Genomic DNA, 21220 nt, shown 5'->3' with positions numbered 1-21220 from the left:
TCCAGCCGTCGAGGCTTCGCTTCAGGCGGTTGGATTACTTTTTTCATTTTCAATTTTCAACTTTCAATTTTCAATTGTATGAATTATTTTATTATAGGAATGTTTTCAACGTTGAGTTTTAATTCGGTATTGTCGCAGATGGCAGATCATTTGTTCGCCGGGGTAATTAGTATTGTGGGCGGTATCGTTAGTTCGGTAGCGGTGGCTTGGGTAAAACGACGATGGGAAGAACAGCGACGGGAGTAGGGAATGTTCGAATGGCGGGGTATGGATAGTGGTGGTTGTCCTTGTTTCTGCATCAAAATGAAGTAAAATGATGCAGAAAAGAAAACTATGATGCAGTAAAAAAAGCTATATATGACACACTGAAGGTGCAAATAAAAAAGCAGTTACATTTTTAATTTTGTAACTGCTTTATTTTCAAGTGGTCCCACTTGGGCTTGAACCAAGGACCCCCTGATTATGAGTCAGGTGCTCTAACCAGCTGAGCTATAGGACCTACACTTGCGTGTGCTAAAGTGGTTAGCTTTAACGGGTGCAAATATAGTGTTTTCTTGAAATTCGGGCAAATATTGGTGTGCTTTTTTTTAACGATTCGCGGAAGATATGGTATTTTTATCTACATTTGCGTGTAGATGAACATTTTAGTGTAATAGAAAAAATATTGTGGTGTGAAAGTTTGTTTGCTAGTGATAGGAAAGACGGATGCTGAGTTTGTGCGGGCGGGGATTGCCGAGTACGAGAAGCGGTTGAAATATTATATTCCTTACGAGATGAAGGTGATTCCGGATGTACGGAACACGAAGAATATGAGTGAGGTGCAACAGAAAGAGAGGGAAGGGGAGTTGATACGGGGACAATTGGAGGCGTCGGATTTCGTGGTTTTGTTGGATGAGCGTGGAAATGAATACACTTCTAAGGCGTTCGCGGAGTTTTTGGCACAGAAGATGCTGACAAGTATTAAGCGAATGGTATTCGTGATCGGGGGACCATACGGGTTTGCCGAGGAAGTTTATAAACGTGCGAATATGAAGATTTCATTATCCAAGATGACATTCTCACACCAGATGGTGCGGATGATTTTCACGGAGCAATTATACAGGGCAATGACAATATTGAAAGGAGAACCTTATCATCATGAGTAAGTCGGGGATTAGAAAAAGAATGAGAAAGTTTTGGCTCGTGTTAGCTTTGGCCATGGGATGTCTCTTGGTGGCTTCGCTGTGGGAATCATCATTGAGTGATTGGTCGGTGGATTCCCAAGTCGCTCTTTTTCAAGATCAATTGCAAGCGGAAGAGAAGCATTTGGACGAACAGTTGCAGAAGTTGGACGAGAATACTCAGATTTCCAAAAGTAACTGGCGGATGCGGAATTCGATCCTGCTCGGCTTCAAGAACGGGCAATTGGTGTACTGGAGTGACGAACGGGTGGGGACTCCCAACCTGTACGAGCGTTTGAAGGAGGGGGGGGAGTTAGTGAAGTTGAATAATTTGTATTTTGATGTCCGAAAGCGGTTTATCGGGGACATGGAGTATTACGGGCTTTTATTTATTAAAGAGGATTATCCTTATTCCAGCAGTTACGTGAAGAATCATTTTAACCCGCGGTTCGGGAGTAATCTGGATGATGCCAGTAAAGTGACGATCAAGAATGTATGGGAAGAGGGAGGTTACACGATATATAGCCGGGACGGGAAAGCGCTGTTCAAGATCGAGAGTAACGTGGGGTACGGGGATACATTGCCGAATTATTTCTTGCTGGTACTCTATTTCGTGTTTCTCTATCTCTTGTTTTATGCTTACGAGATATCACTGGATCGATCCGTGAGTTTCAGGGAACAGGTGGGACACTCGTTTGGGTTCCTCTGCCTGTTGATTTTGCTGCGGGTAATCATGGTGAGGTATCAGGTGCCGTACTCGCTTTATCATTTGTCGATCTTCGCGAACAGTAAGGTGGTCGGAGGCGGCTCGTTTATTGTCTCGGTGGGAGATTTGTTCGTGACGATGTTTTGTTTGGCACATTATCTTTTTATCACGTTCAATAAGTTGCGGATAAAATATAATGAATACCGGTTGATGCGCTACCGGTGGCTTTTTCTCGCGGGCTTCGTGTTCGTGGCTTTTATCTACACGAATTTGCTTCATTTTTCAATCAAGACGTTGATAGAGAGTACGTCTATCAGTTTGAATATAGCTCGTCTGATTAATGTCGATTTCTCGTCCGTGGTAGCGTTTGTAACTTTGATTATCGCGGGTATGGGATTTATCGTGTTGATCAATAGTTCCGTCCGTTATTTTCGGAACCTTTTCACGATGAAACAAGCGTTGCTCGGGGTGACAATCGTGATCTTGTTTTGCGCGGCTCTTTGTTATTTCTTTAATTTTTCGTTGACTCCCTTGGAGTGCTTGTTTACTTTGTCGCTTTACCTTTTGTTTATACTGGGGATTTACCTGATGAAGATGGATGCCCAGAAAAGCGTATTTATGCTTGCTCTCGTGGTGGTTTGCGTTTATATCATCTTTTTGGCCAAGAGTAACGAGATGGAACGCGAGTTGAAAATTCGTGCCGATTATATCGTTCAGATCGTGAAAGAAGTAGATCCCGTGTTCGAGGAGAAGTTGGTCGAGATCAACAATGAAATCATGAAAAGTACGAAGGTCGATTCACTGATCAGCGTCGGGGACGAGAAGGTGCTGGCCCGGTATATTTCGGAAGAATTACTGGACATGCCGGGATTTTACTATGATTGCGAGGCTATTATATGCACGGGACGGGATACTATACTGGTAACTCCGAAACACGTGAAATACGGTTGCTATGATTATTATGACGGTATGATAGACAGTCTCGGGATAAGAGTGGATAGTACTTTATTTTATAATATTGATCTGTTTGACGGACAGAACGTGTACTTGGGGCGTTACATGTTGCCGGACGTGAAGAACGGCAGTTGCCTGTATATCCGTTTTACTTCTAAGAAAGGACACGAGGGAATAGGGTACGCGCAGATATTGTCGCGGGAGACAGATTTGGAGAATGAATTCGTATATCCCTATTCGTATGCCAAGTACCGGAAGGGGGTGCTTGTAGATGCTGACGGAACTTTTAATTACCCGCGCTCTACCGAGCGTTTCGGGGTGTACGAGCATGCCCGCACGATTAATGTAGACGGGTATTCCCACATGATCGTTCCGATTAAAGAGGAAGGTATTTGCGTTGTCAGTCTGGCGGATGACGTGTTCGCATTGTACTATATGAACCTGTTGTACGCTATTTTCGTGAGTGCTATACTGACGTCTTATGGGATGTTTTTCCGGTTTGACGGCGGGTGGGAAAATTTCCGTCAGGTGAGTTTGAAGTCAAGGATCAAAAGTAATATTATTTCGCTGGTTGCCGGTTTGTTCGTGCTTATGACGATTATGAGTATCGTCGGGAATGCCGCTAGTTTCGAACGTCGGCACAGTGAAGCGCTTGTTCAGGTGTCGAAGTATATCACGAGCGAGTTGGAGCGCTACAATTGCGTGGACGCGGATAAGTGTCCGGAGATCGAGACGGCGTTGAGGAGATTGGCGGATGTGCTTTGGGTAGATATTAATGTTTATAATTGGGGCGGTGAGTTGGTTGCTACTTCCCGACCGATGATTTTCGAGAAAGGATTTGACGGGACATTGTTGAATCCCGAGGCTTACAAGAAAGTCGTGACGCAAGAGCAAATGAGTTTCGTGCAGGACGAACGGATAGCCGAGATGATTTATATGGCGGTTTATATGCCGTTGGTGCTGGAATCGGGAGAGAGATACGTGTTGAGTATTCCTTATTTTACCAAAAGAGAAGAGCTGAACAAAGATATTTTCCTGACCGTGATTGTCGCGGTGAATATCGCGATGATCGTTATGGTATTGGCTTTTATTTTATCCAGCGTGGTTGCCGAGCGAATCACGAAGCCGTTGCAGGTCGTGAACGATAAGTTGAGACGGATGCGGGTAGGGGGTAAGAACGAGAAGATTATTTATAACCAGAAAGATGAAATCGGGTTACTGGTGAAGGAGTACAACGCGATGGTGGATAAACTGGAAGCGAATGTCAAGCAATTGGCAAAGTCCGAACGCGAGAGTGCTTGGAGGGAGATGGCAAGACAGATTGCGCACGAGATTAAGAATCCGCTAACGCCGATGAAGTTGAATTTGCAATTTATGCAACGTACTTTGCAGAAAGGGGATATTGAGGAAGTACGGCAGCGGTTTAAAGATATATCTTCGGTTTTGATCGAGCAGATAGACCACATGGCGTCTATCGCTTCCGCGTTCTCTGATTTTGCTAAATTACAAGTGGCGAATAATGAGTGGTTTGACCTGAGTGAGCTTGTGGATGGGTGTGCCAAGTTGTTTCACGAGAACGTGGCGAACATGACATGTGACATAGAGCCGGGTGTTTTTGTATATGGAGATCGGGATCAGGTGAACCGGGTGGTTGTGAATCTGCTGAAAAACGCGGAACAAAGTATCCCGGAAGACCGGGAAGGACACGTTCACGTGCAGTTGAAGACGGCATTGGGCAAGATTATTTTGTTCGTGCGGGATAATGGTTGTGGTATTCCGGAAGGTATCCGGGATAAGATTTCCGAACCGAATTTCACGACCAAATCAGGTGGTACCGGACTCGGACTGGCAATGTCGTACAAGATTATAGAGAGTATGGGTGGAACGATCTCTTTCGAGAGCGAAGAGAACGAGGGTACAACTTTCTACGTGACATTAAGACATGATAAGGGGGAGTCGGAGGGGTAGTTTTTCAATCTAAAATCTAAAATTTAAAATCTAAAATAGCTTTGGCTTTTTGGGCTACTGCTTGGGGGGTGATGTCGACCATACATTTTTGCCAGACGGGTTGTTTGCATTTTCCTCTACCGTCTTTCGTGCAGGGACGACAGGGAAGGCTTACTTCCATGACTTCGGCTTCTTTTCCGGTGGGGAAACCGAACGCGGTGGGACCCATCAAGGCTATGGAGGGCGTGTGGAACAGATCGGCGGCATGCAGGAAGCCGGTATCGCCACTGATGACAAGGTGAGATTGCTTCACTAGGTAACAGGATTCCAACAGAGAGGTTTGTCCGGCGAGGTTGTTCACTCGTTCGGGGGCGATGGCTTTGATTGTTTCACAGAATGTGTCTGTCGGTCCGGCGAGAATGATAAATCGGTATTCCGGCATAAGTTGGATAACTTGCTGCCAATGGCTGACTGGCCAGCGTTTCATTTCCCAGTTGGCCGAGGGAACTAGGGTAATGGTCTTCGGGGTAAAGGTGCGGGCAAAGTGTTCTTTGTATTCTTCGGGGAAGCACCAGTCGGAATAATCCGATTCGAAATTCGTGATACCCCATTTCGCGAGAGGTTTCCGGTAAGAAATGATACCCCGGAAGGGTTTGTCGAATTTGTTGATTCCCAGTTTGAAAAGCAAGAAACGTTTCCACCGTTCTTTGCCGCGTAGCGTGTAGTGCGGTCCTCTCGGGAACAAAGAGTAAAAGGGAGGTAATAACACGGCTTTCAATATGTTCGAGCGGATATTACTGTGTGCGTCATAAATGTAATCGAATTTCTCGGCTTTCAGTTCTTTTGCCACGCGAAGTAAACCTTTCAACCCCGTTTTCTTGTCAAATCCCCAAACCCGGTCGATACGTTTGTCCATATTGAGAAAAGAGCCCATGTCTTTACGGGCAATCCAGTGTATTTCTGCGTCCGGGAAGTGATTTTTGATCCCGTTTACCACGTTCATGCATTGGATGATATCTCCGATGGAACTGAATCTAATAATGAGAAATTTAGCCATGTCGATAACAATTTTGCAACAAAAGTAATAAAAATGTAGTTTACCTATTGTAAAAAGAAGTATTTTCGTGTTCGAATCATAAAAGTATAGTCCATGAAAAAACATATCCCAAACCTGATCACGTGTCTGAATGTTACTTCCGGAGCGTTGGCTATTTATATGGCGTTTAACGGTAATTTGCTAATTGCTGCATGGCTGGTGATTCTTGCCATGGTGTTTGATTTTTTTGACGGTTTTGCCGCACGTCTTCTGCACGTGAAATCGGATATGGGGAAAGAGCTCGATTCTTTGGCGGATATGGTGAGCTTCGGGGTGATGCCGGCGGTAATGGCGTATTTCTTGATTCGGGAAACATTTTGTTCTTCTGAACCGGGAGAAACATATTATTGGGTGGAACGGGTGCTATCGGTAGTTCCTTTGTTGGTGCCTGCTTTTTCGGCTTATCGTTTGGCTAAATTCAATCTCGATACCCGGCAGACACATTCGTTTATCGGGTTGCCGACTCCCTCGAATGCGTTGTTTTGGGTGATGTTGGTGTTTTGTTTGTATTACCAGCCGGAGTTTTTCAAGACGACGTGGGGTAATCCTTGGCTTTTGGCAGGATGTTCCTTTGTATTAGCATTATTGTTGATTAGTGAGGTACCCATGTTTTCTTTGAAATTGACTAATTTTTCATGGAAAGAGAATAGTCTTTTGTATTGTTTCGTGAGTACTATTATGATTGGTTTTGCCGTGTGGGGAGTGAAAGCGTTGACTTGGATGATACCTGTTTATGTACTCATATCATGCCATGGTTATAGGAAGAATTATAATTGGATGATATTTTGGGGGATAGTCCTGCTATTACTTTGGGCTATGCGTCAAGAGGCATTGTTTATAATTATTCCGGCTTACCTGATCGTTATTATTGTGCGCTTGACTTCCCGGTCAAATCAATAACGGGATCGTAATCCACGAAATCACAGTCGGGAGAAATCTTTGCCGTTTCCTCCGTTTGAATCAATTTACTTTTCATGGATGCGGGTTGCATATTACTCAAGTTGGTGGCTGTGTCCCCTTGGAATATATCCTGTTGCGAGAGTACCACGATTCCCGCAATCATGGCTGCCGATAGTCCGAATTTGAACAGACGGGTAACTAGGTTTCCGGATTCGGTATTTATGTATTCTCCGTTTGTCTTCTTAACTTTTTTGCCGTTTGCCACGAGGGGCATTGCTTCCATTCCCATGACGTCGGGCAGGAAGTTGTGGTTGGCAGATTCGAAGAGAATATTGAAACGGCGGTCTACACTGAGCGTCCCTATTTTGCCGAAGTTTACTTTTTGCTTTTGGTTCAATCGTACTTTTACCTCTTCGCGGAATAGAGCGAGGCGGCGTTGTGCTTTCTCGTAATCGATCTGTTCCTTGCGGGCGATCCAATTGATCAAAAGTCCGTCATTCTGTTTCAAGTGTTTGTTGAACACGACCTTTTTGGCAGGGGGGATGATCATCCCTGTCTTGTCGTTGATCGTTGCTCCGGTATAGTTGCAGATAAAGCCTCCTAGCCCGGGAACTATCACGCAATCATGCAGATATAACAATTCTTCTATGTGTTCAACGTATTTATTCATACGGCAAAGGTAAGAAAAAACGCAAGGTTGTCAAACTCATTTTAGGCATTTCGGATTATTATTATTTACTTTGTTCTGTCTATTACAGACACACAGATTGTTATAAATTGAGAAAAAATTATTGGTGTATGAAAATTTTTGTGACAGGAGGTACGGGGTATATCGGGTCCCACACGGTGGTGGAACTTCAACAGAGTGGTTATGACGTGATTATAGCCGATAATCTAGTGAATTCAAGTATTGACGTGTTGGACGGGATCGAGAAGATCACGGGTATTCGTCCCGAATTTGAGGAGATTGATCTTACCGATAGGGTGGCAACGAGAGATTTTTTTATTCGCCATTCGGATATCAAGGCGGTGATTCATTTTGCCGCGTTGAAAGCGGTGGGCGAATCCGTGCATAAGCCGTTGGAGTATTATTTCAATAACTTGAATTCATTGATGAACGTGCTCGATGCAATGCGTGAGTTTCAAGTGCCGAATCTGGTATTCTCTTCTTCTTGCACGGTATACGGGCAAGCGGATGTACTTCCCGTGACGGAAAAGACTCCTCGCCACGAGGCCGAATCGCCTTACGGGAACACCAAGGTGATGAGTGAAGATATTATCCGTGACTTGATGAAGGTGGAAACGAAGATGAACGCGTTGGCTTTGCGTTATTTCAACCCGATAGGGGCGCACCCGACTGCCTTAATCGGGGAGTTGCCCAATGGCGTGCCGAATAATCTGATTCCTTACCTGACACAGACCGCTATCGGTATCCGGGAGCAATTGAGTGTGTTCGGTGATGATTATAATACACCCGACGGGTCACCTTTACGTGATTATATTGACGTGGTGGATTTGGCAAAAGCTCATGTGGTGGCTATTCGCCGTTTGCTCGAGGGTAAGAATAAGGCGAATTACGAGTTTTTCAATATCGGGACGGGAAAAGGGCTTTCCGTGTTGGAGATCATCCATGCTTTTGAGCGAGCAACCGGGGTAAAGGTGAATTACAAAATCGTGGGACGTCGTGCCGGTGATATCGAGAAGGTGTGGGCTGATACGACTTTAGCGAATAAAGAGTTGGGATGGAAGGCCGCGACACCGATCGAGGACACGATGAGGAATGCGTGGAAATGGCAGCAATCGTTAAAGCAATAAAAAAGGGGTTTTTAAAACCCCTTTTTTATTGCTTTATTCTACAGTTACCGATTTTGCAAGGTTGCGCGGCATATCCACGTTACAGCCTCTCATCACTGCAATGTGATAGGAGATGAGTTGTAATGGAATCACGTTCAGCAGCGGGGAAAGGAATTCCAGTGTTTCGGGAATTTCGATCACGTGTTCCGCTAGTTTTGTGACTTGCGTGTCGTTATCGTTTACCAGAGCGATCACGTGTCCTTTGCGGGACTGTACCTCCTTGATGTTGGAAACGATTTTATCGTAGTAATTGTCGTTCGTGGCAATGGCGAACACGGGCATATTCTCGTCAATCAAGGCGATGGGACCGTGTTTCATCTCCGCTGCCGGGTATCCTTCGGCATGGATATAGGAAATTTCTTTCAACTTCAGCGCTCCTTCGAGAGCCACGGGGAATTGACAACCTCTTCCCAGATAAATGGCATTCGTGGAGTCCTTGTAGATAGCGGAAATTTCTTTGATTATGTTGTCCTTTTCCAGTATAGCTTTGACTTTATCCGGTAGGTTATAGAGTTCGTTGATATATTTTTTATATATATCGTCTGCCAGTGTCCCCTTACGGTGACCTATTTGCAAAGCCATCATGGCAAGTACCGATATTTGGGCGGTGAACGCTTTCGTGGAGGCGACACCGATTTCCGGTCCCGCGTGGGTGTATACCCCGGCATCCGTTTCGCGTGCGATGCTTGAACCGACTACGTTGCAAATGCCTATAACCGTGGCCCCGTGTGTTTTGGCATACTTGATAGCTGCCAATGTGTCGGCTGTTTCTCCACTTTGGGAGATGGCTATCACGATATCGTTTTCATTCACTATCGGGTTGCGATAACGGAATTCCGAAGCGTATTCCACTTCTACCGGGATACGGGTAAATTCTTCCAGCATGTACTCGCCGACTAGTCCGGCATGCCATGACGTTCCGCAACCGATAATGATAATCCGGTGCGCGTTTACCATCTTCGGGATGATTTCAGAGATACCACCAAGGTAAATCTCGGAGGCATCCACGTTCACCCGTCCCCGGATAGTGTCATAGATAGAATTTACTTGTTCGAAAATCTCCTTCAACATGAAGTGCGGGAAACCGCCTTTTTCTATTTTCTCGATGTCGATATCCACGTGTTGGATGCTTAAAGAAACCGGGGTATTCTTGATCGTTTTCAAGATCATCTCGTCTCTTTTCAGGATAGCGACATCATCGTCGTTCAGGTAAATCACGTTTTTCGTGTATTCCACGATAGGCGTGGCGTCAGATGCCACGAAATACTCGCCTTGTCCCACTCCGATTACCAGAGGACTGCCTTTGCGTGCTACCACGAGTTGATCCGCCTCCGCTTTACACAAAACAACGAGCCCGTAGGCACCGATTACTTTGGTCAGAGCCAGACGAACCGCGTTTTCTGCATTTATCTGACCTTTCAAGTATATGTACTCGATGAGGTTTGCCAATACTTCCGTGTCGGTTTCGCTTTTGAACGCGTATCCTCTTGCCTGTAATTTTTCTTTCAACAGGAAATGATTCTCGATAATACCGTTGTGCACGATAGAGAAAAGACCGTTCATGGAAGTATGCGGGTGAGCGTTTGCGTCATTCGGCTCCCCGTGGGTAGCCCAGCGCGTATGTCCCATCCCGATCGTGGCACTCGTGTCTTCGAGCTCCATGTGTTGTTCGAGGTCGAGCACTCTTCCCTTGCATTTGTAAACTCTGATGTCATCGTTGTGAATCAACGCGATCCCGGCAGAATCGTATCCCCGGTATTCCAGGCGTTTCAGACCATTGATTAAGATCGGACAGGCTTCTTTGGGTCCGATATATCCCACAATACCACACATAATGTTTGTCGTGTTTTATATATTTGTTAATAATAAAACAAGCGGCTAACAACCATTGCCGCTTGTTTCTATGTTTATTCGATTATTTTGTCAAAAAAGTCGGAATATGCATCAATATAGCATTGCTCCCCGGGGTACTCCAAGGTCGGTTTCTTCAATTCGCTGGCGAAAGCACGCAGTTCGTCATCCACGTCCTTGTGATTAAAGATGATGCCATCCGCGTATTGGAATGCCAATTTGTTGATATTCGTGTGTGTCGGATCTTTTATAAGGGCTACGTCTTTGCGCGCAACACCTTCCGTTATAGCTTTCTCCTCGAATTTGCTATCCAATTTCCCCTCGAATCTATCGTTGTAAGTGGAGAACACCACTTTTGTTTTGGAGAATACCGGGTCATCATGGTACTCTTTTTTGAGGTAAAGCGGAATCAACGCGGTAAACCATCCCTGACAATAGATCAAGTCCGGCGCCCATCTTAGTTTGCGTACCGTTTCGAAAACACCCCGTGCGAAAAATATCGAACGTTCGTCGTTATCGGGAAAAAATGTTCCGTCTTCATCGGCGATCGTGTGTTTGCGTTGAAAATAATCTTCGTTGTCAATGAAATACACCTGCATTCTAGCAGATTGTATGGATGCAACCTTGATAATCAAAGGATGGTCAGTGTCATTGATAATCAAATTCATCCCGGATAACCGGATGACCTCGTGCAATTGATTGCGTCTTTCATTGATACAGCCGTAACGCGGCATGAACGTTCTGATTTCTTTACCTTTTTCTTGAATCCCCTGAGGTAAATATCTTCCGATATTAGCCATTTCGGAATCAGGAAGATAAGGTACAATCTCTTGAGATATAAATAAAACTCTTTTTTTAGCCATAACTACTACTTTTCCCAAAAACCTTACAAAGATAGGCAATTCCGATTAGAATTCAAAACTTCGAGGTAATAAACCTCTCTCAAAATAAACCACTTGAAATTCTAAAATGACTCCTTTCAAGGATTTTCATGCAAAATATTTTGCTTTTATCTTAGATTTATATAACATTGCGGAACTCTTTTTAGCCTGTAAATTAGGGGAAGACTTGACTATGGCTTGGCATAATGAATTTGGAAAGTTGGGAGAAGATAAGGTGTATCTTTATCTGTTAGATCTGGGATATACTGTTTTGGAACGTAATTGGCGAATCGGACGTCGGGAATTGGATTTCGTGTGTTTGGACGGAGAGATGCTTGTCGTGGTCGAGGTGAAAACCCGGACGAGCGAAGAGGTGGATATTTTCGAGTTGTTGGATTACAAGAAAAAGCAAAGTCTGCAAGCTGCCGGGGCTGCTTATCTCACGAAAAAGAATATACATCGGGAAATACGTTTCGACCTCGTGGTTGTCACGGGTTCCAATATGCGTATCAAGTACGTGCGTGAAGCTATTGATTTGTTTTAGAAAGAACCGGGTGGCTTCTGTCGTGTGTGTGGTGTGGTAGGAATATGAATGCCACCCGGCATAAGAAAAGTGTCAATAGGGATACTAGAGGTATATCAAAAATTGTGCTAGAAATCGAGAATCATTGGATAAATCTTGATAATTTAGGGAATTAATTCAAAATTTACAAAACCGAAAGGAAAAGCTGACACCTAGGGTTTGTAAGGGTGACAGCGTCCATGAGGTTGCGGAAATGTTTTTTTCACCGACCTCTTCTCTTGTAAAGCTGTCCGGAAATGATTACTTTTGGAGAGTTAAATCTAAAAAAAAGAGAGTATGGCAACAGTAAAAGCAAAATATTTAGGAGGTTTACGCGTGGAATGCACGCATTTACAGAGTGGTACGACGATCATCACGGATGCGCCGACGGATAATAACGGTAAGGGGGAGGCTTTTTCTCCGACCGATTTGTGTTCTACTTCTTTGGCGGCCTGTGCCATGACAATCATGGGAATTTATGCCCAAAATAACGGAATCGACCTGACAGGAACTGACATCGAGATCACCAAGAAGATGGCTGCAGAGCCTCGCCGTATAGCGGAGATTGATGTGATCTTTAATTTCCCGGCGAACGGGTATACCGAGAAAGAGAAAAAGATTCTGGAACGTGTGGCGCATACTTGTCCCGTGCATTTGAGTTTGCATCCCGATGTGAAACAAAACATCGTGTTTAATTGGCAGTAATGGTAACCGGGGCTACCGGGTTATTGGGTAGCCATTTGTTGTGTCATCTGGCTCGTTCGGGCGAGAAAATCATAGCATTAAAAAGAAAAGAGAGTCGTGTCGAGGAGACAATGGCTCTCTTTTCTCGTTATTTCTCATCCCCGGAAGAAGCTGTTTCTCGTGTAACATGGGTAGAGGGTGACGTGTTGGATGGGGAATCCATCTCCCCGTACGGGGAGAAAGTCCACACGGTGTACCACTGCGCGGCGATGGTTTCTTTTAACGGGAGCGACCGGGATACTCTGTTGCAGACGAATATCCGGGGAACAGAGAATATATGTTCCCTTTGCCTACAACATCGCGTGCGGCTCTGTTTCGTGAGTTCTATTGCCGCCTTGGGGGATGCTCCTGACGAGAGTGTCATTATTGACGAGGATACACCCGAAATCCCCGGCTCTGTTCATTCGCTTTATTCGGGTAGTAAGGGAGCGTCCGAGAAGATCGTGTGGGATTACGTGCGGAAAGGGATGGAGGCTGTCATTGTCAACCCGGCGATTATTCTGGGTACCGGACTTCGGGGACGTAGTAGTGCCAAGTTGTTCGAGCAAGCCCGGAAAGGAATGCCTTTTTACACCGATGGGGTGAACGGTTACGTGGATGTGAGGGATGTTTGCGAGGTAATGATTCGTTTGGTAAATATTTCTTCCATCCGGGGAGAACGGTTCGTGCTTTGCGGTGGAAATTATTCTTACAAGGAGTTGTTTGCCGTGATAGCCCGTGCCGCGGGGAAACGACCGCCATATATACGGATGGCGCCTTGGATGACTTCTTTAGCTTGGCGTTTGCTCGCTTTCTTTTCCTTGTTTACAGGAAAGAAACCGGCTTTTACACGTGAAACCGCCCGTTCCTCTCGAAATAAATCCCGTTATTCCAGTGCCAAATTGTTGAAAACGTTACCTGATTTTCGTTTTCATACCTTGGAGGAAACGGCTCGATTCTTTATTCATTTGTGAATATTATTTTTCTCTTGGATACTCCTTTATAGTGAGCGATTTAACTGTTTGATGTTATATTTCCTGTTCTATTTTGTTAATGTTTGACAGAAATAATGTATTTTTGGAGTCAGAGAGTGAGGCAGATGAGAGTTGATTTAACCTTTTAAAATGACGTTCGTGGATATAGTGAATGTAAAGCAACCGAAAGTCTTTGAAAGTGTATTCCATAGGTATTACGCTTCACTTTGTTATTTTGCCAATAAATTTGTGCATGATGAGGAGGCGGCACGGGATATCGTGCAAGAGGTTTTCCTTCGTTTTTGGGAATCCCAAGGCAAGTTTGCGAACGAAACGGCTCTGAAGTCTTATCTGTATCTTTGCGTTCAGAATGCTGCTATCAATTATTTGGATAAGTTACATACCCGTGAGAAAGCCAACCGGAGTATGGAATGGAAAATTCTTGACGAAGAGGATGTTTTCTGTTTTCAAGTAGAAACCGATGTATTCGAGGAGGTTTTTGCAGCGATAGAAGAATTGCCGATTGAATGCCGCCGTATCTTTAAAATGAGTTACGTGGAAATGCTTGATATCAAGACTATTTGTGAGCAACTGGACGTGGCAGAATCGACCGTGAAGACACAGCGGCAGCGTGCCAAAAAATATCTTCGGGAGCGTTTACAGCATCTTTATCCCGTGGTGATTTTCATGTTTTTCTGATCAATTGATGACTGCTGTTTTAGAGTATTCCTATGGTGAACCCAAGGTAATCCTACCATAATCCTACCCCTCCTTCGAAGCAATGCGGAATCTTCGCCGTTGCTCGACTAGCTGGAGATGGTGATGCACTGGCGGATATACGAAACAGCTTCGAAGGAGAGGTAGGATTACCTTGGGATTACCTTGGGTTCACGGTAGGATGTTCCCGTTGTGTAATTTACGCTGCGCAAATTACGCAACGAGAAATTGGATAGATAAATTTAAAAAAATAATTCGTTTTTCTTGTCATCCTTTTTGGACTTTGGCTGTTTTAATAGTAAAGATTAAACGATCGTTTTTTTATATCCTTTTTTTATGTCCATTTTCATTTTTCCTTTTTATTAAACTGATGCATCTTTCTCTCGTCAATGTTTTAAATATTAGATGTTTAAAAGAAAACGATCTCTCCCTCTTTCATAACACAAATCCAAACATCATTAAACGATCGTTAAAAGATATAATCGAAAAGAGGTGGTTCGTTTGATTTTAGCTTATTTTCGGAAGGAGGCGAGTGCTAAAGAAGCGAAAAAGTTGGAGGAATGGGTAAACGAGAGCGAGAAGAATAGAGCCTTGTTTGAACGATTGCAAAATTCTGATTATGTGCAGAATGAAATACGCGGATACCAAAGGTTTAATTCCGTGGAGGATTGGAAAAAACTTAGTCCGCGATTGACTGAATCTCGCGAAAGTGCGTATCGTTTGATATGGAAGTATGCGGCTTCCGTGATTATTTTATTCAGTTTGGGGGTAACTGCATGGTATTTAATGAAGGAGCGGGAGGAACCGGTACAATATGTACAGGAAATAGAATACGGACGTTCGAAAGCAATTTTATTCTTGGAATCGGGGAAAGCGATAGAGTTGGAATCGGGGCGGGATACCCTATATGAAAAGGTGGAGGGGGAGAACTTCGTGAATGACGGAAGAAAGTTGGTCTACACGGAAGTTCCGGCGGAGAAGACTAGCGAATGGCACACGTTACAGGTTCCGAGAGGTGGCGAGTTCGTGTTGAATTTAGCTGACGGGACGGTTGTTACTTTGAATGCCGATTCTAAGATTCGTTATCCGGCACAGTTCTCGGGAAAAGATCGTCAGGTATTGTTGGAAGGAGAGGCCTTTTTCGACGTGGCTGAAGATAGTTTGCGACCGTTTATCGTGAAGACAAACGGGATGGATGTCCGGGTGTTGGGGACGTGTTTTAACATGAAAGCGTACCCGGACGAGAATCAGCAGACGACACTGGTGAGAGGGGCTGTGGAGGTATCATTGAATCAGCAACAAGTGGTGCTGAGTCCGGGTGAACAAGTGACTTGTGTCGAGCATGAATTGAAGGTCGAGCAAGTGGATATTCATCCTTATATAGCTTGGAAAAATGAGCGATTCGTGTTCGAGAACGAACCTTTGGAAGACGTGTTGAAGAAATTGGAACGTTGGTATAATATAGATGTCTTTATCCAGAATGCCGCCTTGCGGGAGATGCGTTTCACGGGTAATCTGCCCAAGTACGAGAAGATAGACAAGGTATTGGAATTGCTGGCATTGACGACACGGGTGAAATTTGAATTGAATAAGCGGGTTTTGATAGTTCAATTGGAATGATGCATAAAAATAGGGTTCTGCTCTAACAGAACCCCACTCTTGAGATAACTGCCATTGGGGAATGGCAAATTATTAACTATTAATCAGTACAAATCTATGGAAAAAATTCGAGATTTTGACATAGGATGGGAGTCTAATGTCATTTGTAAAATGTTAAGAATTATGAGAGTCTTTATTTGCATTTTTGTTCTGGGTTTATCCACGGTTTCGGCGAATACTTTTTCGCAAGTGCGATTGAGTATAGACGTAAAGGATGCTACTCTTAAAGAAATTTTTAAAGAGATCACGAAGATCACGGGTTATGAGTTCGTGTATAGCAACAATGAGGTGGAGCAGGTGGGGAAGGTGACAATGAATGCGAAGGATAAAGATTTGCAGGAAGTCTTGGCGGAATGTTTGAAAGGAACGCAACTCTGGTATATGATCGAGGATCAGATTGTGGTGATTTCTCCGAAATTGGCAGCTGCGGTTGAGACGAAAGACAATAACAAATCCACAGTAGGTTCAGGACGAGTCGTGGATGAGAATAAACATCCATTACCGGGGGTAACGGTATTAATAAAAGGGACTGCAGTGGGTGTTGTCACCGGTGTGGATGGCGTTTTTTTTATCACGATTCCGGATACCACGGCAAATGTAGAGCTGGTATTTTCTTTTATTGGGATGAAAACCAAGACTCTTAATTTTAAAGATCGTCCGAGAAAAGGGGAGTGGGTAATCGTATTGGAAGAAGATATAATGCAGATGGATGAGGTTGTCGTGACCGGGTATACTACCTTATCTCGTAGAGAATCTGCCAGTGCGGTAACCACGATCAAGGCTAAAGATATCTTGGTTTCTGGTGTTGGTTCTATTGATAGAATGTTGCAGGGACGTATCCCGGGCATGATGGTTATGAATACTTCCGGAGAGCCAAGTGCAACACCTAAAATTCGCATTCGCGGAAATGCTACAATCAATGGTAATAAAGCTCCGGTATGGGTTGTTGATGGAGTGATTTTGGAACAGGATGTTCCTTTTACCGCATCCGATATCAACAGTGAAGATGCAGAATACTTGATAGGTAATGCTATAGCCGGTATAAATCCGCAGGATATAGAAACGATTACGGTTTTGAAAGATGCTTCTGCTACAGCGATATATGGGGTGAAGGCTGCCAATGGAGTGATTGTTGTTACAACTAAAAAAGGAGGGAAAGGGGCTCCTGTAATTACTTATAACGGAGATGTTTCTGTTGTGACCCGTCCTTCGTATAGTAATTATAAACGGATGAATTCCCAAGAACGTATGGAATTGTCTAAAGAAATTGTTGAGGCTGGTTATGATTATCCTAGAGTACCTTCGGGAGATTCGTACGAGGGGGCTTTGGAGGAATTGTATAGTAAAAAACTAACACAGGAACAGTTTGACAATAAGATTCGAATTATGCAAAAACGGAATACGGATTGGTTTAAAGAACTTTTCCGTGCGGCGGTAACTCATACGCATAATGTTAATGTTTCCGGCGGGGGAGAAAAAGCTAGTTACTATTTTTCTGCCGGTTATAATAACGAGCAGGGAGGAGCTAAAGGTTCTGTAAAAGAAAGATTTAATACCTTGGCTAAAGTATGGGTTGATGTGAACGAATTTATAAATTTTCAAGCTAAAATAGATTTTAGCACGACGAATAATGAAGGTTATCATACATCAATAAACCCGTTTACTTATGCTTATCAACGTTCAAGGACATTACTTGCTTATAATGAAGATGGTTCTTATCATATGTATGATAAGGGGAAAGGTCTTTATTATAATATACTGAAGGAAATGGATAAAACAGGTAATGAAGCGAGAATGGATGATTTTAACGCTATGTTGGCATTAAATGTGAAATTATTCAAGGGATTGAGTTATGGGGGTGTGTTTTCAATGCATAATAGTAACACGAAACAAAGAAATTGGGCGGAAGAAGAGTCGTACTATATAACCAACATACGCGGATATGAATACAAACAGTATGAGTCGGCGTCGGAACAGTATCAAAAGTCTCAATTGCCTTATGGAGGAATATTGGAACAGAATGATACCCGCAAAGTAGGTTATACTATAAGAAATACTTTAACTTATGCAGAAACATTCGGGAGACACGAGGTAAATGTGATGGGCGGTGTGGAAGCACGGGCAAATAAGTACAAGGGGCATGCGGTAACAGGTTATGGATGGACACCGCAATTTGGAGAAAAGTTTATGCCCGAATATACAGAGAATTTTGTAAAGAATTATGTGACCACGGGTTTAATGAATCCAAGGAATACAAATAATGTTACTCAAATGGCTTCGTTTTTTGGGACAGCTAGTTATGTTTTTGCCAATCGTTATGTGTTGAATGGTAATATCCGTTCGGATGGAGCTAATAAGTTCGGTAGTAATCCTAAATATCGTTGGTTGCCAACTTGGTCTATTGCGGGAAAATGGATAATAACCGGTGAGAATTTCATGAGAAATATCCATTGGATAAATAACCTTTCCTTAAGAGGTTCTTATGGTGTACAGGGGAACATTCATGAGGATGCGACTCCTAATCTGATCGTCAAAGTAGAGAATAGGGATGGAGCGAGTGGTTTGGAACAATATAGTATTCAACGATTTCCTAACCCGGACTTACGTTGGGAAAAAACAAAGACATGGAATGTCGCTTTGGATTTTATGTTGTTGGACGGACGTGTAAAGGGTGGTTTTGACATTTATCGGAAATATACTTCGGATTTAATTATGTCAAAGTCTGTTGCAACTTCCAATGGAAGGTATATGTTATACTTGAACGCGGGAAAAATGCGAAACGCGGGATTTGAAGGGTTTGTGAATCTGGAATTGATTAAGTCGAAAGATATTGATTGGAGATTCGGGGTTAATTTCGGACGTAATGTAAATGAAATTACATTAGCTAATGGAGATATCTATAATAATATAGATGAAATAAAGATGTTGTTAGCCGGAGAGATTGCTGTAGAGGGGGCTCCTGTCGGCTCAATGTATTCCTTCCGTTTTGCCGGTCTCTCACCTGAAAATGGTTACGCGTTATTTTACGCGAAAGATGGAAGAAAAGTACATTATGGAGAACCGGATATGATGGAATTGGTAAATAGCGGTTCTATATTCCCTAAATTGTCCGGAGGTTTTGATACGCAATTTACCTATAAGCGGATGTTCTCACTTTCTTTGGCTTTTTCGTACAACATTGGCAATGTGCAGAGATTGCCACAAGTTTACGAGGACGAGAGAGCGGTTTTTGATCCGTTAAGCAATGTGTCAAGTAAACTAAAGCATCGTTGGAAAAAGTCGGGTGATGAGAAGTATACTTCTATACCAGCACTTTATAATGATGCTAATTCTTCAGATTTGATTACTAATCCGGATTTGAATGCCAGTAGAGAGGGAGCGCTTTCTTATTGGTATCCGACGACGATGTATGATCAAAGTGATGAACGTGTGGCTAAAGGAGATTTTCTTAAGTTGAAAATGGTTGCCTTAAGTTATATGATGCCTGAAAAGTATTTGAGAAAGTTACGTTTGTCCGGCTTGACTTTACGATTGCAAGTTACAAATCTTTTTACTATTGCGGATAAGAAGTGGGAGGGACTGGACCCGGAAAGTCCTGGTGCTAATATACCACTTTTACCTACATATAGTCTTGGAATAAATGTTTCATTTTAACGACCAGAAGTTATGAATAGGATACTTGTATACTGTATATTTTGCATGATTGCATTTTCATATATATCATGTGATGATTACTTGAAAGATGATTCCGGTGATTTACTTATTCCGAAGACTGTTTTGGAATATGTACCGGTATTGTATAAAGAAGGATATCCTCGTACTTTTAATACGGATGTGGCATGGGTTAAATTAATGACGGATGATGTCGAGATGGGATACCTTGAAAAAGATCCGAATAGTTCATGGAATTCAGATGGTTTCGATGTATTGTCCGGGGGCGAGGGACGACAAGCTTATATTTGGCATTATAATATAGAAGAGAAGATTACAGATAATAATTGGGCCCGAAGGTATGAGGATATATTGGGATGTAATGTAATTATCGACGCTTTGCCTGAGATGGAATATAATCCTGAAAGTGAATTGGGTAAATATAATTCTTTAGCTTCTCAAGCGTATGCTTTGCGTGCGTATCATTATTTTTGCCTGGTGAATACTTACGCGTTGCCATGGTCAAAGGATAATCTTGACGAATTAGGCGTGATTATTCGTACCCAACCGCAAATTGATATTGCTCCCCGTGAACGTTCCACTATAAGAGAGGTTTATGAGTTAATTAATGAGGACATCAAAATTGCTCAGGAGTATGCCGCACAGGCTGAAGTATCAATCAATAAACATATGCTTTCTCCGGCAGCAATTCAATTGCTCGCAACTCGAATCGCTTTGTTCCAGGAAGATTGGGAAACTGTAATAAAGATCGGAACTGTTTTTTTGCGGGAAAATTCAACAATCCTTGATTTGAATGGTGTGGATGAAAGCATAATGGGGACAGATGTTGTCGCTGATTTTAAAATTATGGATATTGATGGCAATAAAGAGATCGTGTTTACTTTTGGATCAACAAGTAGCAATTATGATTTCCTTTCTTCCCCGACAACAATGTGGAATTTGGGTTTTCGTGTATCGCATAATGATGACGGCTCTTTACTCAAGGCGTATGAACAAGGTGATGAGGAAGATTTACGTTTACTAGCTTATTTTCAGCAAGATATATTTACTCCGAGTTGGTGGCCTGGAATTATTCCGGATGAATGGAAATATAAATATCATTATCCGATTAAATACAAGAGTAGTTTAAAAGCTTCCGGATGTCGGGAGAATTGGCGGACAGTGGAAGTCGTGTTAAATGTAGCAGAAGCGTATGCCCGTCAAGCCAATGATATTAGTAGTGATGCCATTCAATTAATAAATGAATTACGGGCTAAAAGAATAAAGACCTCCACGTATGTAGAGAAAAGTGTTACAGATTTTGCCAATAAAGAAGAGTTAGTGAAATTTATTTGGGCAGAACGGCGGAGAGAATTATGTTTTGAAGAAACCATGAGATTCTGGGATTTGCGCCGTCAAGGGATGCCTCAGCAAATACATCGGTTTTATGAATCAAAAACATCTTTTGAAACATTCGTGTTACCACAAGGTAGTAAAAACTATGTGTTAGCAATTCCTAACTCCGAGCTGAACGCCAATCGATTGGTAACCTCTAATGTAAGAGAAGATATTAAAGCGCAATGAT

At 43.1% G+C, this 21220-nt stretch carries 16 protein-coding genes and 1 tRNA gene; 12 read left to right on the top strand and 5 right to left on the bottom strand.

The annotated features are described in order from the left end of the window. The first annotated feature begins 78 nt into the window (after positions 1-78). The gene (locus Q5866_RS10410) at positions 79-246 is read left to right on the top strand and encodes a hypothetical protein (RefSeq protein WP_303180102.1); all 168 of its coding nucleotides are present in this window, start codon (positions 79-81) and stop codon (positions 244-246) included. A 179-nt stretch (positions 247-425) separates the two neighbouring features. On the opposite strand, the gene Q5866_RS10405 is transcribed toward Q5866_RS10410, so the two are convergent. Continuing rightward, a tRNA-Ile gene (locus Q5866_RS10405) sits at positions 426-499 on the bottom strand. 172 nt (positions 500-671) lie between these two features. On the opposite strand from Q5866_RS10405, the gene rlmH reads away from it, so the two are divergent. Both rlmH and Q5866_RS10395 read left to right on the top strand, forming a co-directional pair. Further along, a complete protein-coding gene (rlmH, locus tag Q5866_RS10400; RefSeq protein WP_099289908.1) occupies positions 672-1145 on the top strand; it encodes a 23S rRNA (pseudouridine(1915)-N(3))-methyltransferase RlmH in 474 nt (157 codons plus the stop codon). A 19-nt stretch (positions 1146-1164) separates the two neighbouring features. Next, positions 1165-4788, top strand: coding sequence for an ATP-binding protein (locus Q5866_RS10395; RefSeq protein ID WP_303180099.1), 3624 nt, complete (start codon positions 1165-1167; stop codon positions 4786-4788). Between the two features lie 16 nt (positions 4789-4804). On the opposite strand, the gene Q5866_RS10390 is transcribed toward Q5866_RS10395, so the two are convergent. Further along, a complete protein-coding gene (locus tag Q5866_RS10390) occupies positions 4805-5824 on the bottom strand; it encodes a glycosyltransferase family 9 protein (RefSeq protein WP_303180097.1) in 1020 nt (339 codons plus the stop codon). A gap of 93 nt (positions 5825-5917) precedes the next feature. Between Q5866_RS10390 and pssA the strand changes: the two genes are divergently transcribed. Then, on the top strand, positions 5918-6763 hold the full coding sequence (gene pssA, locus Q5866_RS10385) for a CDP-diacylglycerol--serine O-phosphatidyltransferase (RefSeq protein WP_303180095.1): 846 nt from the start codon (positions 5918-5920) through the stop codon (positions 6761-6763). On the opposite strand, the gene Q5866_RS10380 is transcribed toward pssA, so the two are convergent. Beyond that, positions 6729-7433, bottom strand: coding sequence for a hypothetical protein (locus Q5866_RS10380; RefSeq protein WP_303180094.1), 705 nt, complete (start codon positions 7431-7433; stop codon positions 6729-6731). The genes pssA and Q5866_RS10380 overlap by 35 nt on opposite strands. Positions 7434-7561: 128 nt before the next feature. On the opposite strand from Q5866_RS10380, the gene galE reads away from it, so the two are divergent. Further along, positions 7562-8578, top strand: a complete 1017-nt coding sequence (gene galE, locus Q5866_RS10375) for a UDP-glucose 4-epimerase GalE (protein WP_303180092.1) — start codon at positions 7562-7564, stop codon at positions 8576-8578. A 33-nt stretch (positions 8579-8611) separates the two neighbouring features. Here the strand turns inward: galE and glmS are convergent, their stop codons facing one another. Next, the gene (gene glmS / locus Q5866_RS10370; protein WP_303180090.1) at positions 8612-10450 is read right to left on the bottom strand and encodes a glutamine--fructose-6-phosphate transaminase (isomerizing); all 1839 of its coding nucleotides are present in this window, start codon (positions 10448-10450) and stop codon (positions 8612-8614) included. Positions 10451-10524: 74 nt separating this feature from the next. Then, a complete protein-coding gene (locus Q5866_RS10365; protein WP_303180088.1) occupies positions 10525-11331 on the bottom strand; it encodes a glycogen/starch synthase in 807 nt (268 codons plus the stop codon). Positions 11332-11542: 211 nt separating this feature from the next. Between Q5866_RS10365 and Q5866_RS10360 the strand changes: the two genes are divergently transcribed. The 7 genes from Q5866_RS10360 (at position 11543) to Q5866_RS10330 (ending at position 21219) form a co-directional block, all read left to right on the top strand. Next, entirely contained in the window at positions 11543-11893 is a 351-nt protein-coding gene (locus Q5866_RS10360) for a YraN family protein (protein ID WP_303180086.1), read from the top strand. A 315-nt stretch (positions 11894-12208) separates the two neighbouring features. Continuing rightward, entirely contained in the window at positions 12209-12616 is a 408-nt protein-coding gene (locus tag Q5866_RS10355) for an OsmC family protein (RefSeq protein WP_099289916.1), read from the top strand. Further along, positions 12616-13608: an NAD-dependent epimerase/dehydratase family protein gene (locus Q5866_RS10350; RefSeq protein ID WP_303180133.1), complete on the top strand. Its 993-nt coding sequence runs from the start codon at positions 12616-12618 to the stop codon at positions 13606-13608. Before Q5866_RS10355 ends, Q5866_RS10350 begins: the two co-directional genes overlap by 1 nt. 159 nt (positions 13609-13767) lie before the next feature. Beyond that, positions 13768-14307, top strand: a complete 540-nt coding sequence (locus Q5866_RS10345) for an RNA polymerase sigma-70 factor (RefSeq protein WP_186977395.1) — start codon at positions 13768-13770, stop codon at positions 14305-14307. A gap of 510 nt (positions 14308-14817) precedes the next feature. Beyond that, positions 14818-15945, top strand: a complete 1128-nt coding sequence (locus Q5866_RS10340; protein WP_186977393.1) for a FecR family protein — start codon at positions 14818-14820, stop codon at positions 15943-15945. A gap of 162 nt (positions 15946-16107) precedes the next feature. Beyond that, a complete protein-coding gene (locus tag Q5866_RS10335) occupies positions 16108-19638 on the top strand; it encodes a SusC/RagA family TonB-linked outer membrane protein (protein WP_186977390.1) in 3531 nt (1176 codons plus the stop codon). A 12-nt stretch (positions 19639-19650) separates the two neighbouring features. Continuing rightward, positions 19651-21219 (top strand): RagB/SusD family nutrient uptake outer membrane protein, encoded by a 1569-nt coding sequence (locus Q5866_RS10330; protein ID WP_186977388.1) that lies wholly within the window; start codon positions 19651-19653, stop codon positions 21217-21219. Position 21220 lies beyond the last annotated feature (1 nt).

Origin of the sequence: uncultured Butyricimonas sp. (genome assembly GCF_959596855.1) — a bacterium.
GTDB classification, from domain to species: Bacteria; Bacteroidota; Bacteroidia; order Bacteroidales; family Marinifilaceae; genus Butyricimonas; species Butyricimonas muris.
The sequence above is the reverse complement of the archived record's forward strand: the minus strand, read 5'-3'. Positions and strand labels throughout refer to the sequence as shown.